This is a genomic window from Shewanella sp. 10N.286.51.B8 (assembly GCF_041469325.1).
In the GTDB taxonomy this organism is placed as follows: domain Bacteria; phylum Pseudomonadota; class Gammaproteobacteria; order Enterobacterales; family Shewanellaceae; genus Shewanella.
Genome location: NZ_JBFRKG010000042.1, coordinates 1 through 14140, shown reverse-complemented (window position 1 = coordinate 14140; position 14140 = coordinate 1). Strand labels below are relative to the sequence as shown.

Annotated in this window: 28 protein-coding genes; all 28 read left to right on the top strand. The window is 44.5% G+C overall.

What is annotated here, in order from left to right; all coding sequences use genetic code 11:
• Window positions 1-346: 346 nt before the first annotated feature.
• On the top strand, window positions 347-658 hold the full coding sequence (gene rpsJ / locus AB4160_RS16210; RefSeq protein WP_055026509.1) for a 30S ribosomal protein S10: 312 nt from the start codon (window positions 347-349) through the stop codon (window positions 656-658).
• 27 nt (window positions 659-685) lie between these two features.
• A complete protein-coding gene (gene rplC / locus AB4160_RS16205; protein ID WP_076543232.1) occupies window positions 686-1324 on the top strand; it encodes a 50S ribosomal protein L3 in 639 nt (212 codons plus the stop codon).
• A 16-nt stretch (window positions 1325-1340) separates the two neighbouring features.
• Window positions 1341-1946, top strand: coding sequence for a 50S ribosomal protein L4 (rplD, locus tag AB4160_RS16200; RefSeq protein ID WP_076543231.1), 606 nt, complete (start codon window positions 1341-1343; stop codon window positions 1944-1946).
• Window positions 1943-2245, top strand: coding sequence for a 50S ribosomal protein L23 (gene rplW / locus AB4160_RS16195; protein WP_076543230.1), 303 nt, complete (start codon window positions 1943-1945; stop codon window positions 2243-2245). Before rplD ends, rplW begins: the two co-directional genes overlap by 4 nt.
• Before the next feature lie 16 nt (window positions 2246-2261).
• A complete protein-coding gene (gene rplB / locus AB4160_RS16190) occupies window positions 2262-3086 on the top strand; it encodes a 50S ribosomal protein L2 (RefSeq protein ID WP_102440086.1) in 825 nt (274 codons plus the stop codon).
• Between the two features lie 15 nt (window positions 3087-3101).
• Window positions 3102-3380: a 30S ribosomal protein S19 gene (gene rpsS, locus AB4160_RS16185; RefSeq protein ID WP_006083596.1), complete on the top strand. Its 279-nt coding sequence runs from the start codon at window positions 3102-3104 to the stop codon at window positions 3378-3380.
• A 15-nt stretch (window positions 3381-3395) separates the two neighbouring features.
• Window positions 3396-3728, top strand: a complete 333-nt coding sequence (gene rplV, locus AB4160_RS16180; RefSeq protein WP_102440087.1) for a 50S ribosomal protein L22 — start codon at window positions 3396-3398, stop codon at window positions 3726-3728.
• Between the two features lie 12 nt (window positions 3729-3740).
• Window positions 3741-4430, top strand: coding sequence for a 30S ribosomal protein S3 (gene rpsC / locus AB4160_RS16175; RefSeq protein WP_102440088.1), 690 nt, complete (start codon window positions 3741-3743; stop codon window positions 4428-4430).
• Window positions 4431-4441: 11 nt separating this feature from the next.
• Entirely contained in the window at window positions 4442-4852 is a 411-nt protein-coding gene (gene rplP, locus AB4160_RS16170) for a 50S ribosomal protein L16 (RefSeq protein WP_055026502.1), read from the top strand.
• A complete protein-coding gene (gene rpmC, locus AB4160_RS16165; protein ID WP_006083592.1) occupies window positions 4852-5043 on the top strand; it encodes a 50S ribosomal protein L29 in 192 nt (63 codons plus the stop codon). The genes rplP and rpmC overlap by 1 nt, the downstream gene beginning before the upstream one ends.
• Entirely contained in the window at window positions 5043-5291 is a 249-nt protein-coding gene (rpsQ, locus tag AB4160_RS16160) for a 30S ribosomal protein S17 (protein WP_055026501.1), read from the top strand. The genes rpmC and rpsQ overlap by 1 nt, the downstream gene beginning before the upstream one ends.
• A gap of 214 nt (window positions 5292-5505) precedes the next feature.
• Window positions 5506-5874 carry a 50S ribosomal protein L14 gene (rplN, locus tag AB4160_RS16155; protein WP_076543234.1) on the top strand — a complete coding sequence of 123 codons (369 nt, stop codon included), beginning with the start codon at window positions 5506-5508 and terminating at the stop codon, window positions 5872-5874.
• A gap of 11 nt (window positions 5875-5885) precedes the next feature.
• Window positions 5886-6200, top strand: a complete 315-nt coding sequence (rplX, locus tag AB4160_RS16150) for a 50S ribosomal protein L24 (protein WP_102440089.1) — start codon at window positions 5886-5888, stop codon at window positions 6198-6200.
• A 12-nt stretch (window positions 6201-6212) separates the two neighbouring features.
• On the top strand, window positions 6213-6752 hold the full coding sequence (gene rplE, locus AB4160_RS16145) for a 50S ribosomal protein L5 (RefSeq protein WP_076543225.1): 540 nt from the start codon (window positions 6213-6215) through the stop codon (window positions 6750-6752).
• A 10-nt stretch (window positions 6753-6762) separates the two neighbouring features.
• Entirely contained in the window at window positions 6763-7068 is a 306-nt protein-coding gene (rpsN, locus tag AB4160_RS16140) for a 30S ribosomal protein S14 (protein WP_076543224.1), read from the top strand.
• 24 nt (window positions 7069-7092) lie between these two features.
• On the top strand, window positions 7093-7485 hold the full coding sequence (rpsH, locus tag AB4160_RS16135) for a 30S ribosomal protein S8 (protein ID WP_076543223.1): 393 nt from the start codon (window positions 7093-7095) through the stop codon (window positions 7483-7485).
• A 10-nt stretch (window positions 7486-7495) separates the two neighbouring features.
• Window positions 7496-8029, top strand: coding sequence for a 50S ribosomal protein L6 (gene rplF / locus AB4160_RS16130; protein WP_076543222.1), 534 nt, complete (start codon window positions 7496-7498; stop codon window positions 8027-8029).
• 10 nt (window positions 8030-8039) lie between these two features.
• Window positions 8040-8390 carry a 50S ribosomal protein L18 gene (rplR, locus tag AB4160_RS16125; protein ID WP_076543221.1) on the top strand — a complete coding sequence of 117 codons (351 nt, stop codon included), beginning with the start codon at window positions 8040-8042 and terminating at the stop codon, window positions 8388-8390.
• A gap of 12 nt (window positions 8391-8402) precedes the next feature.
• Entirely contained in the window at window positions 8403-8906 is a 504-nt protein-coding gene (rpsE, locus tag AB4160_RS16120; protein WP_076543220.1) for a 30S ribosomal protein S5, read from the top strand.
• A 6-nt stretch (window positions 8907-8912) separates the two neighbouring features.
• On the top strand, window positions 8913-9095 hold the full coding sequence (rpmD, locus tag AB4160_RS16115; RefSeq protein ID WP_076543219.1) for a 50S ribosomal protein L30: 183 nt from the start codon (window positions 8913-8915) through the stop codon (window positions 9093-9095).
• A gap of 2 nt (window positions 9096-9097) precedes the next feature.
• Complete coding sequence (gene rplO / locus AB4160_RS16110; protein WP_055026491.1) at window positions 9098-9532, top strand: 50S ribosomal protein L15; 435 nt, start codon at window positions 9098-9100, stop codon at window positions 9530-9532.
• Window positions 9533-9539: 7 nt separating this feature from the next.
• On the top strand, window positions 9540-10880 hold the full coding sequence (gene secY, locus AB4160_RS16105; RefSeq protein WP_076543218.1) for a preprotein translocase subunit SecY: 1341 nt from the start codon (window positions 9540-9542) through the stop codon (window positions 10878-10880).
• A 22-nt stretch (window positions 10881-10902) separates the two neighbouring features.
• The gene (gene rpmJ / locus AB4160_RS16100; protein ID WP_006083579.1) at window positions 10903-11016 is read left to right on the top strand and encodes a 50S ribosomal protein L36; all 114 of its coding nucleotides are present in this window, start codon (window positions 10903-10905) and stop codon (window positions 11014-11016) included.
• 119 nt (window positions 11017-11135) lie between these two features.
• Entirely contained in the window at window positions 11136-11492 is a 357-nt protein-coding gene (gene rpsM / locus AB4160_RS16095) for a 30S ribosomal protein S13 (protein ID WP_076543217.1), read from the top strand.
• Between the two features lie 17 nt (window positions 11493-11509).
• A complete protein-coding gene (rpsK, locus tag AB4160_RS16090) occupies window positions 11510-11902 on the top strand; it encodes a 30S ribosomal protein S11 (RefSeq protein ID WP_011635661.1) in 393 nt (130 codons plus the stop codon).
• 32 nt (window positions 11903-11934) lie between these two features.
• The gene (gene rpsD, locus AB4160_RS16085; RefSeq protein ID WP_102440090.1) at window positions 11935-12555 is read left to right on the top strand and encodes a 30S ribosomal protein S4; all 621 of its coding nucleotides are present in this window, start codon (window positions 11935-11937) and stop codon (window positions 12553-12555) included.
• 24 nt (window positions 12556-12579) lie between these two features.
• On the top strand, window positions 12580-13569 hold the full coding sequence (locus tag AB4160_RS16080; RefSeq protein ID WP_076543215.1) for a DNA-directed RNA polymerase subunit alpha: 990 nt from the start codon (window positions 12580-12582) through the stop codon (window positions 13567-13569).
• 45 nt (window positions 13570-13614) lie between these two features.
• On the top strand, window positions 13615-14010 hold the full coding sequence (rplQ, locus tag AB4160_RS16075; protein ID WP_076543214.1) for a 50S ribosomal protein L17: 396 nt from the start codon (window positions 13615-13617) through the stop codon (window positions 14008-14010).
• The last annotated feature ends 130 nt before the right edge of the window (window positions 14011-14140 follow it).

Sequence of the window (14140 nt, the reverse complement as noted above, 5' to 3'; positions counted from 1 at the left end):
AAAGTTATCGCTTAATAGCGTCTTTAGTTAACACATAAAAAAGGAAGCTTCGGCTTCCTTTTTTGTTTTTATTGCATTTTGATTCTAACCATGTAAAATCCACCGCCTTGAACAGAACCACTAAATTGAAGAGTTTTTGTTCGCAGGGGTTGATCTATGAAATTAGATCTGTATAATTGCCCTTCGCTGTCCTAGACAGCGTAATATAATGTTTAATCATTTGGATTATTCATTTTCATAATTGACTCCGATTGGGAGTCTACGGTTAAATCATCTCGCTCTGCTTTTCCATTGGGAAGAAGCTAGAGGGTGATTTTTTATGTGTGCATTTTAGGAGCTCTGGTCAATGCAGAACCAAAGAATCCGTATCCGCTTGAAAGGATTTGATCATCGTTTGATCGATCAATCAACAGCGGAAATCGTTGAAACTGCTAAGCGTACAGGCGCACAGGTTCGTGGTCCAATTCCACTTCCTACGCGTAAAGAACGTTATACCATTTTGACTTCTCCGCACGTCAACAAAGACGCACGTGATCAGTACGAAATTCGTACTCACAAGCGCTTAGTTGACATCGTAGAGCCAACTGAAAAGACTGTAGACGCATTAATGCGTTTAGATCTTGCCGCTGGTGTCGACGTTCAGATTAGCTTAGGTTAATTGAGATCCTTAGAAGAGGTTTGAAAGATGGCTATCGGTCTTATTGGTCGTAAAGTGGGTATGACTCGCATCTTCACAGAAGATGGTGCTTCAATCCCTGTAACAGTAATTGAAATTGCTGGTAACCGCGTAACTCAAGTGAAAACTTTAGAAAACGACGGATACCGTGCTCTTCAAGTAACTACTGGTACCAAAAAAGCCAACCGCATCACTAAGCCAGAAGCAGGCCATTTTGCTAAGAGCGGCGTAGAAGCCGGTCGAGGTTTATGGGAATTGCGTTTGGCAGATGGTGAAGGTGAAGGCATTGAAGTTGGTGCTGAACTTAACGTTGATATCTTTGCAGATACAGCGAAAGTTGATGTTACTGGTCAATCTAAAGGTAAGGGCTTCCAAGGCGGTATTAAACGCTGGAACTTCCACGCTCAAGATATGACACATGGTAACTCTTTGGCTCATAGATCTAATGGTTCTATTGGTCAAAACCAGACACCTGGTCGCGTTTTCAAAGGTAAGAAAATGTCTGGCCACATGGGTGCCGAGCAAGTAACTACTCAAAATCTAGACGTTGTACGTGTAGATGCAGAGCGTAACTTGTTATTGGTAAAAGGTGCTGTTCCTGGCGCTACCAATGGTGACTTGATTATCAAGCCAGCCGTTAAAGCATAGGTCTGAGGAGATAGTAATGGAATTGGTATTGAAAGACGCGCAAAGCGCTCTTGAAGTTTCCGAAACTACCTTCGGCCGTGACTTTAACGAGGCATTGGTCCATCAGGTAGTTGTAGCTTACGCTGCAAACGCGCGTCAGGGCACTCGTGCTCAACAGACTCGTGCGGAAGTAACTGGCTCAGGCAAAAAGCCTTGGCGTCAGAAAGGCACAGGCCGAGCTCGTGCCGGTAGTGTTAAAGGCCCGATCTGGCGTGGCGGTGGCGTAACATTCGCTGCTAAAACACAAGATCACAGCCAAAAAGTTAACAAAAAGATGTACCGTGGTGCTCTAAAAAGCATTCTTTCTGAATTGGTACGTCAAGAGCGTTTAGTCGTTGTTGAATCTTTTAGTGTTGAAGCTCCTAAAACTAAAGAGCTGAAAGCTAAGTTAAAAGAAATGCAACTAGAAGACGTTCTAATTGTTACTGCAGATGTTGATGAGAATTTATTCTTAGCAGCACGCAACTTATACAAGGTTGACGTACGTGACGTAGCGGGTCTAGACCCAGTTAGTCTAATCGCGTTCAACACTGTTCTTGTTACTGCTGATGCAGTGAAGCAAATCGAGGAGATGCTAGCATGATCACCGAAGAACGTTTGCTAAAAGTTATCTTAGCGCCACATGTATCTGAAAAGAGCACTGTATTAGCTGAGAAAAACAACACTGTAGTTTTCCGCGTAGCAATCGATGCGACTAAAGCAGAGATTAAAGCTGCTGTAGCGAAACTTTTCGAAGTTGAAGTTGATAGTGTTCGCACTTTGGTAAACAAAGGCAAAACTAAACGTACCGGTGGCCGTGTAGGTCGTCGTAGCGATTGGAAAAAAGCCTATGTAACTTTAGCTGCTGGTGCTGACATCGATTTCGTCGGTGGCGCTGAGTAAGCAAAGGAGAATTATCATGGCAGTTATTAAGTGTAAGCCAACCTCTCCAGGTCGTCGCCACGTTGTTAAAGTGGTGAACAGCGACTTGCATAAAGGGAAACCTTTTGCAGGCCTGTTGGCTAAGAAATCTAAAAGTGGTGGCCGTAACAATACGGGTCGCATCACTGTTCGTCACGTTGGTGGTGGACACAAGCAGCATTATCGTATTATTGATTTCAAACGCAATAAAGACGGTATCCCTGCGAAAATTGAACGTCTGGAATATGATCCAAACCGTACAGCTAACATTGCGTTAGTATTGTACGCAGACGGTGAGCGTCGCTACATTCTTGCCGCTAAAGGCATGAAAGCTGGTGATGCAATCCAATCTGGTGTGGATGCAGACATCAAAACCGGTAACGCAATGCCGCTTCGCAACATCCCAGTGGGTAGTGTTGTGCACGCAGTAGAAATGAAACCTGGTAAAGGTGCTCAAATCGCGCGTTCAGCTGGTGCTTATGTTCAAGTTGTTGCTCGTGATAACCAATATGCAACTTTACGTCTTCGCTCTGGCGAAATGCGCAAAGTGCCTGTTGATTGTCGTGCAACATTCGGTGAAGTTGGAAATGCCGAGCACATGCTACGCCAGTTAGGTAAAGCAGGTGCTAAACGCTGGAGAGGCGTACGCCCTACAGTGCGTGGTGTTGCAATGAACCCGGTAGACCATCCACACGGTGGTGGTGAAGGCCGTACTTCTGGTGGTCGTCATCCAGTAAGTCCATGGGGTGTGCCAACTAAGGGTTATAAAACTCGTAGTAATAAGCTCACCGACAAGTACATTGTACGTCGTCGTAACAAATAGTAAGAGGATTCGCCCATGCCACGTTCTCTCAAGAAAGGTCCTTTCATTGACCTGCACTTGCTGAAGAAGGTAGAGAAAGCGATGGAAGCGGGAGATAAAAAACCAATTAAGACTTGGTCTCGCCGCTCAATGATCATCCCAAATATGATTGGGTTGACCATCGCTGTCCATAATGGTCGTCAGCACGTACCTGTGTTCGTAACTGACGAAATGATCGGTCATAAGCTTGGTGAATTTTCACCAACTCGCACTTATCGCGGCCATGCTGCAGATAAGAAAGCGAAGAAGCGTTAATACGGGAGACATAAGATGGAAGTTTTAGCTAAACATCGTTACGCCCGTACGTCTGCGCAGAAGGCCCGTCTAGTTGCTGATCAAATTCGCGGGTTGCCTGTATCTAAGGCGCTTGAGATTTTGACCTTCAGCCCTAAGAAAGCCGCCGTACTGGTTAAGAAAGTACTAGACTCAGCTATCGCAAACGCCGAACACAACGAAGGTGCAGATATCGATGAGCTTAAAGTTGGCCAAGTCTTTGTTGACGAAGCACCAACTATGAAGCGCATCATGCCTCGTGCCAAAGGCCGCGCTGATCGTATCATGAAGCGTACCAGCCACATTACTGTGGTTGTATCAGATCGCTAGGAGAAGAGAGCAATGGGACAGAAAGTACATCCTAATGGTATCCGTCTGGGTATCACGAAGCCTTGGATCTCTACTTGGTACGCCGATAAGTCAGATTATGCGAATAATCTGAACAGCGACTGGGAAGTTCGTCAATATCTTACAGAGAAATTGAAGGCTGCATCAGTATCTAAAATCGTTATCGAGCGTCCTGCGAAGAGCATCCGCGTTACTATTCACACTGCCCGTCCAGGCGTTGTGATTGGTAAGAAAGGTGAAGACGTTGAAGTATTACGTGCACATGTATCTAAAATTACAGGCACTACTGCTCAAATCAACATCGCTGAGATCCGTAAGCCTGAGTTAGACGCAAAGTTAGTTGCTGACAGTATTGCGCAGCAACTAGAACGTCGTGTTATGTTCCGTCGCGCTATGAAGCGTGCAGTTCAAAACGCAATGCGCATTGGTGCTCAAGGTATCAAAGTTGAAGTGAGCGGCCGTCTAGGCGGAGCTGAAATCGCACGTTCTGAGTGGTATCGTGAAGGTCGTGTACCTTTGCATACTCTACGTGCTGATATCGACTATTCTACAGCTGAAAGTCACACCCAATACGGTGTGATTGGCGTTAAAGTTTGGATCTTCAAAGGCGAAGTTCTAGACGGTAACGTTGTCGCGTTAGAAGAGCCGAAGCAGCAGTCTAAGCGCAAGCCTCGTGCTAAATAGGAGAAACTTTAATGCTGCAACCTAAACGTATGAAGTTTCGCAAGATGTTCAAAGGCCGTAACCGCGGTCTAGCGAACGGTACTGAAGTTAGCTTTGGTACTTTCGGTTTGAAAGCTGTCGGCCGTGGTCGTTTAACAGCTCGTCAAATCGAATCTGCACGTCGTGCCATGACACGTCACATTAAACGTCAAGGACAAATTTGGATTCGAGTTTTCCCTGACAAGCCAATTACCTCTAAGCCTCTTGAAGTGCGTATGGGTAAAGGTAAGGGTAACGTTGAATACTGGGTATGTCAGATTCAACCTGGTAAGGTTCTTTATGAGATGAATGGTGTATCTGAAGAGTTAGCGCGTGAAGCGTTTGCTTTAGCTTCTGCCAAGCTTCCTATTAAGACTACCTTCGTAACTAAGACGGTGATGTAATGAAAGCGAGCGAACTAAGAGAAAAGAGCGTTGAAGAACTTAACGCTGAATTACTTGGTCTGCTGCGTGAGCAGTTTAACCTGCGTATGCAACACGCTACTGGTCAGTTGACTCAAACGAATCAATTGAAATTAGTGCGTCGTAACATTGCACGTGTTAAGACCATTATTACTTCTAAGGCAGGTGCGTAATGTCTGATAAAATCCGTACTTTGCAAGGTCGAGTTCTTAGCAACAAAATGGACAAGTCTATTACTGTTGCTATTGCACGCCAAGTGAAACATCCTATTTATGGGAAGTACATTAAGCGTACAACTAAGATCCATGCACATGACGAAACCAATCAGTGTAATGAAGGTGACGTAGTGACTATTAGTCAGTGTCGTCCTCTTTCTAAGACTAAGTCTTGGACACTTGTTGAAGTAGTAACAAAAGCCTAGTAATCATTAGGTTATAGTAAACGGCTCCAATGCTTGGGGCCGTTTGTTTTTTTATACTATGCAACCCAATATTTTGGTGTTATACTTGCGCCCCATTTTTGAACAAATTGCATTCAATGCTAATGAGTAATTAGCAAGGTATGAATTGTTCAAGAAGTGGACAAATATGATCCCAATTTCGGGGTTTTGTAGTAACGATAGCGGAGCACTTAAAATGATCCAAATGCAATCGACTCTAGACGTCGCGTGTAACAGTGGCGCTCGTAGAGTTCAGTGTATTAAGGTCTTGGGTGGCTCTCATCGTCGTTATGCCGGTATCGGCGACGTCATCAAGGTTTCTGTTAAAGAAGCTATTCCTCGCGCTAAAGCGAAGAAAGGTGATGTATATAACGCGGTGGTAGTCCGTACTAAGAAAGGCGTACGTCGTCCAGATGGTTCTGTCATTCGCTTCGATCGGAATGCAGCAGTTTTGCTTAACGCAAACCTTGCACCGATTGGTACTCGTATTTTTGGACCAGTGACACGTGAATTGCGCAACGAGCAGTTTATGAAAATCGTCTCTCTGGCACCAGAAGTACTGTAAGGAGCTTCAAAATGGCAGCTAAAATCCGTCGTGAAGACGAAGTAATTGTATTAGCAGGTAAAGACAAGGGTAAACGAGCAAAAGTTTCTCAAGTCCTACCTACTGGTAAGTTGATTGTTGAAGGCATCAATCTTGTTAAAAAACACCAAAAGCCAAACCCACAATTGGGCGTAACTGGTGGTGTAATCGAGAAAGAAGCAGCGATACAAGCATCAAACGTAGCGATCTTTAACCAAGCCACAGGCAAGGCAGATCGTGTTGGTTTCCGATTCGAAGACGGCAAAAAAGTCCGTTTCTTTAAATCGAATAGTGAACTCATTAAGTAAACGGAGTAAACGATGGCGAAACTGCATGATAAATATCAAGAGACTGTTATTGCAGAACTTTCTAAAAAGTTCGAATATACCAGTGTCATGCAAGTCCCTCGGATTGAAAAAATCACCCTTAACATGGGTGTAGGCGAAGCCGTTGCAGACAAAAAAGTTATGGAGCATGCGCTCCGTGATATGACTGCAATCGCTGGCCAAAAACCAGTTGTAACTGTTGCACGTAAATCAGTTGCTGGTTTTAAAATCCGTGAAGGCTACCCTATTGGCTGTAAAGTTACCCTACGCGGTGAGCGTATGTGGGAATTTTTAGAGCGTTTAGTTGACATTGCAATCCCACGTATTCGTGACTTCCGTGGCCTAAGCGCAAAAGCGTTTGACGGTCGTGGTAACTACGCAATGGGTGTGCGTGAGCAAATCATCTTCCCAGAAATCGATTACGATAAAATCGATAAGATTCGTGGTATGGATATTGTTATCACTACTACTGCGAAGAATGATGAAGAAGGTCGTGCTTTGTTAGACGCATTTAACTTCCCATTCAAGAAATAAGGGTAGCATAATGGCAAAATCATCTATGAAAGCACGTGAAGCAAAGCGTGCACAGCTCGTAGCTAAATATGCTGAAAAGCGTTTAGCACTTAAGGCTATTATCAGCGCACCTGCGACTTCTGACGAAGACCGTTGGGAAGCTGTTCTTAAGTTACAAGCTCTACCTCGTGATTCTAGCGCTGCGCGTCAACGCAACCGTTGTAATCAAACTGGTCGCCCACATGGTTTCTTACGTAAATTCGGCCTTAGCCGTATTAAATTACGTGAAGCTACTATGCGTGGTGAAGTTCCTGGTCTACGTAAGGCCAGCTGGTAAGCACTTGTCACGGAGTAAGCTAATATGAGCATGCAAGATCCTATTGCGGATATGTTAACACGTATTCGTAACGGCCAAGCTGCTAACAAAGTATCAGTAAAGATGCCTTCAGCTAAGTTAAAAGTAGCAATTGCGAAATTACTTAAAGATGAAGGTTACATTACTGACTACGCCGTAGCAGAAGAAGCCAAGCCTGAATTAGAAATCACTTTAAAGTATTTCCAAGGCAAACCAGTCGTTGAGACTATCCAGCGCGTAAGTCGTCCTGGTCTTCGTATTTACAAAGGTAAAAACGAACTTCCAAAGGTGATGGGCGGTCTGGGTGTCGCAATTGTGTCCACTTCTAAAGGCTTGATGACCGATCGTGCTGCCCGCCTAACAGGCATGGGTGGCGAGGTTATCTGCTACGTAGCGTAAGGAGCTAGGTATGTCACGTGTAGCAAAAGCACCAGTGTCTATTCCTGCCGGCGTAGAGGTGACCTTAAACGAACAAACTATCACCGTAAAAGGTACTAAAGGTAGTTTGACTCGAGAAATCAACAAAGCGGTAAGTGTTGTTCTAGACAACGGCGTACTAAGTTTTGGTCCAGTTGAAGGCGTTGCTAACGCTTGGGCTCAAGCTGGTACAGCTCGTGCACTAGTAAACAACATGGTTGTTGGTGTTTCTGAAGGATTTGTTAAAAAATTAAAGTTAATTGGTGTTGGTTACCGTGCGAAAGCAGCTGGTTCAAACCTAGATCTAACTTTAGGTTTCTCACATCCATTGGTTCACAAACTTCCCGCAGGTGTTACTGCAGAGTGTCCTAGCCAAACTGACATCGTCCTTTCGGGCGTTGATAAACAGTTAGTTGGTCAGGTTGCTGCTGAGATTCGTGGCTATCGTCCACCAGAGCCTTATAAAGGCAAAGGTGTTCGTTATGCAGACGAGCAAGTACGCCGTAAAGAGGCTAAGAAGAAGTAGGTAACGCGATATGGATAAGAAAACATCTCGCTTACGTCGCGCTCTGCGTGCTCGTAAGAAGATCCAAGAGCTGGGCGTGAACCGTCTGGTTGTACATCGTACACCGCGTCACATTTATGCTCAGGTGATTAATCCTGAAGCTCAGGTGTTGGCAGTTGCTTCAACCGTTGAAAAAGCGGTTAAAGAACTACTAAAGAGTACCGGTAACGTAGACGCAGCTAAAGCAGTGGGTAAAACTGTTGCAGAGCGTGCGATCGAAAAAGGTGTAACTTCGGTTGCATTCGACCGTTCTGGTTTCAAGTATCACGGTCGCGTAGCAGCATTAGCTGACGCAGCTCGTGAAGCTGGCCTGAAATTCTAAGGGGTTATAAAAATGGCTAAATTAGAAGCTCAGCAGAAAGACGATTTGCAAGAGAAATTGATTGCAGTTAATCGTGTTTCTAAAGTAGTTAAAGGTGGTCGTATCTTTAGCTTCACCGCACTAACAGTGGTAGGTGATGGTAACGGTAAGATTGGCTATGGCTATGGTAAAGCGCGCGAAGTTCCAGCTGCTATTCAAAAAGCAATGGAAAAAGCCCGTCGTAACATGGTAACCGTGGAGTTGAACGCAGGTACACTGCATCACCCAGTTAAAGGTCGCCATACTGGTTCGCGTGTTTACATGCAACCAGCATCGGAAGGTACCGGTATTATTGCCGGTGGCGCAATGCGTGCCGTATTGGAAGTAGCAGGCGTTCATAACGTTCTGTCAAAAGCATACGGTTCTACTAACCCGATCAACATCGTTCGAGCTACTGTCGATGCGTTGGTGCACATGAAGTCACCAGCACAAGTTGCAGCTAAGCGCGGCTTGAATGTTGATGAAATTCGAGGTTAATGCACCATGGCTACTAAAACGTTTAAAGTAACACAGACAAAGAGTGCGATTGGTCGTTTGCCAAAGCACCGTGCCTGTTTATTAGGTTTAGGCCTAAGACGTATTGGCCACACCGTTGAAGTTGAAGATACTCCTTCAGTTCGCGGTATGGTTAATAAAGTTTACTACATGGTTAAGGTGGAGGATTAATAATGCGTTTAAATACTCTATCTCCAGCAGCAGGATCTAAATCTGCTCCTAAGCGTGTAGGTCGTGGTATTGGTTCTGGTTTAGGTAAAACCGCAGGTCGTGGTCATAAGGGACAAAAGTCTCGTTCTGGCGGCGGTGTGCGTATCGGTTTTGAGGGTGGTCAAATGCCTCTTAAAATTCGTTTACCTAAATTCGGTTTTACCTCGCGCAAAGCTTTGGTCTCAGCTGAAGTTCGTTTACTCGAACTAGCAAAAGTTAACGGTGATGTTATCGACCTTAACGCACTGAAAGATGCGAACGTAATTACTCGCAACATACAGTTTGCGAAAATCGTTCTTTCAGGTACCATTGAACGCCCAGTGACCGTTAAAGGTCTGAAGGTAACCAAAGGTGCACGTGCAGCTATTGAAGCTGCCGGCGGCAAGATCGAGGAATAATACGTCGATGGCAAAACCAGGACTTGATTTAAAAAGCGCGAAAGGCGGTTTATCTGAATTGAAAACCCGTCTCCTGTTCGTGATTGGTGCGATTATCGTCTTTAGAGCCGGTTCGTTTGTACCAATTCCTGGTATTGACGCAGCTGTGTTAGCAGATCTGTTTGCTCAACAAAAAGATACCATCCTTGGCATGTTTAACATGTTCTCGGGTGGTGCTTTAGAGCGTGCCTCTATCTTTGCATTAGGTATCATGCCGTATATTTCGGCATCGATTATCATGCAATTATTGACTGTTGTTCATCCTGCTCTTGCTGAATTGAAAAAAGAAGGCGAGTCAGGAAGAAAGAAAATCAGTCAGTACACTAGATACGGAACGTTAGTGTTGGGTACGCTTCAATCGATTGGTATTGCAACAGGTTTGCCAAGCCTAGTACCTGGCCTTGTGGTCAATGTAGGTTTTGGTTTTTACTTTGTTGCAGTTGTGAGTCTAGTGACAGGAACAATGTTCCTAATGTGGCTAGGTGAGCAAATTACTGAACGTGGTATTGGTAATGGTATCTCGATATTAATTTTCGCAGGTATTGTTGCTGGTTTACCGTCTGCTATCGGCCAAACGGCTGAACAGGCTCGTCAAGGTGATTTGAATGTACTGGTTCTGTTGCTATTAGCAGTAATCGTATTTGCAGTTACTTATTTAGTTGTATTTGTAGAACGTGGTCAACGTCGTATCGTCGTTAACTACGCTAAGCGTCAACAAGGCCGTAAGGTTTTCGCAGCGCAAAGCACACATTTACCTCTTAAAGTGAACATGGCAGGTGTGATTCCGCCAATTTTTGCATCCAGCATTATTTTGTTCCCAGGCACACTGGCTCAGTGGTTTGGTGCAAATGAGTCCATGTCATGGTTAAGTGATTTCGCTTTAGCTGTGTCACCTGGACAACCGCTGTATTCATTATTGTATGCAACAGCTATCGTTTTCTTCTGTTTCTTCTATACTGCGTTGGTGTTTAACCCACGTGAGACAGCTGATAACTTGAAGAAAAGTGGTGCGTTCATTCCTGGGATTCGTCCTGGAGAACAGACTTCGCGTTACATTGATAAAGTAATGACTCGTTTGACCCTTGCGGGTGCGATTTATATTACCTTTATCTGTTTAATTCCGGAGTTCATGTTAATTGCGTGGAAAGTACAGTTCTATTTTGGCGGTACTTCACTACTAATTATTGTAGTCGTAATCATGGACTTCATGGCTCAGGTTCAGACCCATATGATGTCTCATCAGTATGAGTCTGTGATGAAGAAAGCTAACCTAGTAAACAAAGCGAATTTAGATCGCTTTGGTCGCTAATAGCTTTTAACGGAGTGATGAAATGAAAGTTCGAGCTTCCGTGAAGAAGATCTGCCGTAATTGCAAGATCGTCAAGCGTAGTGGCGTTGTACGTGTGATTTGTGTTGAACCAAAACACAAACAGCGTCAAGGCTAAAAAAAGATATTTGCTCAGTTCTAAATAGAACTGAGCAAATAATGTTTGCAAATTTGTTGGCTGTCGAGTATCCTTTCGGGCTTTTCGCAGTCGACCTTTAACATATTAAGGAGTGCATAGTGGCCCGTATCGCTGGCATTAACATTCCTGATCAAAAGCACACAGTCATCGCATTGACTGCAATTTTTGGTATTGGACGTACGCGCGCTAGAGAAATCTGCGCAGCTACTTCAATTGCTGAAGATGCTAAGATCAAGGAATTGAGCGAAGCTCAAATAGATATTCTACGCGAAGAAGTTGCCAAATACTCAGTAGAGGGTGACTTACGTCGTGAGATTTCAATGAACATCAAGCGTCTTATGGATCTTGGTTGTTATCGTGGTCTCCGCCATCGCCGTAGCCTGCCTCTTCGTGGGCAACGTACTAAGACCAATGCGCGTACGCGTAAAGGTCCACGTAAACCAATTAGAAAGTAACGGGAAGGTAAACCAAAATGGCTAAAGTTCCGTCACGTTCTCCGCGTAAGCGCGTACGTAAACAGGTTGCAGATGGTATGGCTCATATCCATGCATCTTTCAACAACACAATTGTCACCATTACAGATCGTCAAGGTAATGCGTTGTCTTGGGCTACCTCTGGCGGTTCAGGTTTTCGTGGTTCACGTAAATCTACACCGTTCGCTGCGCAGGTTGCTGCTGAGCGTGCAGGTATTGCTGCACAAGATTACGGTGTTAAAAACCTTGAAGTTTTCGTAAAGGGTCCAGGTCCAGGTCGTGAGTCAGCCATTCGTGCGCTGAACGCTGTTGGTTATAAAATCACTAACATTACCGATGTGACACCTATCCCTCATAATGGCTGTCGCCCACCTAAAAAGCGTCGTGTATAACACGTCGTATATAGGATAGTTGGAGAAAGATCATGGCAAGATACTTGGGTCCTAAGCTCAAGCTCAGCCGCAGAGAAGGTACAGACCTTTTCCTAAAAAGCGGTGTGAGAGCAATCGATTCGAAGTGTAAGCTTGAAGCTGCACCTGGTCAACATGGCGCACGTAAGCCACGTTTATCAGAGTACGGTTTACAGCTACGCGAGAAACAAAAAGTTCGTCGTATGTACGGTGTGCTAGAAAAGCAATTCCGTAACTACTACAAAGAAGCTGCACGTCTAAAAGGCAACACTGGTGAAAACCTACTTGCTCTTTTAGAAACCCGTTTAGATAACGTTGTTTATCGTATGGGTTTTGGTGCGACTCGTGCTGAATCACGTCAATTAGTAAGCCACAAATCAATCGTGGTTAACGGTCGTGTTGTTAACATTCCGTCATTCAAAGTGTCTGCGAATGATGTTGTAAGCATCCGTGAAAAGTCACGTACTCAAGCTCGTATTAAAGCGGCTTTAGAAGTGGCTGGTCAACGTGAGAAGCCTACATGGGTTGAAGTCGACAGCGCGAAAATGGAAGGTGCTTTCAAGCGTCTACCAGAACGTAGCGATTTGTCTGCGGAAATTAACGAACAGCTGATCGTCGAGCTTTACTCTAAGTAAAGCTAACAAACAAGAGAGGACACAATGCAGGGTTCTGTTACAGAATTTCTAAAACCGCGTCTCGTTGACATAGAGCAGGTTAACCCAACTCGTGCCAAGGTTACGCTAGAACCACTAGAACGTGGTTTTGGTCACACATTAGGCAACGCTTTGCGTCGTATCTTATTGTCGTCTATGCCTGGCTGTGCCGTAACTGAAGTCGAAATCGACGGCGTGTTACATGAGTACAGTAGCAAAGAAGGCGTACAAGAAGATATCCTTGAGATATTGCTTAACCTTAAAGGTTTAGCGGTAAACATTGAGGGTAAGGATGAAGCTTTACTTACTTTAAGTAAGTCAGGCACAGGCCCTGTTACAGCAGCAGATATCACACATGATGGTGATGTTACCATTATGAATCCTGATCATGTTATCTGTCATTTGACTGGTAACAATGATATCAGCATGCGTATCCGTGTTGAGCGTGGTCGTGGTTATGTTCCAGCTTCGGCTCGTGCACAAACCGAAGACGATGATCGCCCAATTGGTCGCTTGTTGGTTGATGCTTCATTCTCACCTGTTGCTCGCATTGCATATAATGTTGAAGCAGCACGTGTAGAGCAACGTACTGATTTAGATAAACTCGTTATCGATATGACCACTAATGGTACTATTGATCCTGAGGAAGCAATTCGTCGTTCTGCAACAATTTTAGCTGAACAGCTAGATGCGTTCGTAGACCTTCGTGATGTGACTGAACAGACTGTTGTAGAAGAGAAACCGGAGTTTGATCCGATTCTGTTGCGTCCTGTCGACGATTTAGAGCTAACTGTACGTTCAGCCAACTGTTTGAAGGCTGAAGCGATTCATTACATCGGAGATCTAGTACAACGCACTGAAGTTGAGTTGCTCAAGACTCCTAATTTAGGTAAGAAGTCTCTTACTGAAATTAAGGATGTATTAGCGTCTCGCGGATTGTCTTTAGGTATGCGTCTAGAAAACTGGCCTCCAGCTAGTTTAGCAGACGACCTATAAGTCCCAGTTTAGTTAGTACAGATTAAAGATTATAAGGATTAGGTCATGCGCCATCGTAAGAGTGGTCGTCAACTAAACCGCAACAGCAGTCATCGTCAAGCTATGTTCCGTAACATGGCATGCTCACTAGTTAGTCATGAGTTAATCAAGACTACAGTAGCTAAAGCGAAAGAACTGCGCCGCGTAGTTGAGCCTCTAATAACACTTGCTAAAGTTGACAGCGTTGCAAATCGCCGTTTAGCTTTTGCTCGTACCCGCGACGCTGAAGTTGTAGGTAAGTTATTTACTGAATTGGGTCCACGCTTCCAGGAACGTCCTGGTGGTTACACTCGTATTCTTAAGTGTGGTCTACGTACCGGTGATAAAGCCCCAATGGCTTACATCGAGTTAGTAGGTCGCCCTGAAGCTGCTGAAGCTGTTGAAGTAGAAGCTGCAGAGTAATTTATTACTCATTTAAAAAAACCGAGCCTAGCTCGGTTTTTTTATGTCTATTTTTCGTGAAATTTTAACTTAAATCATCTTTACTAATTAATTTCTCTTAGTATTTTACTCTGGCTTACCTGGCTTACCT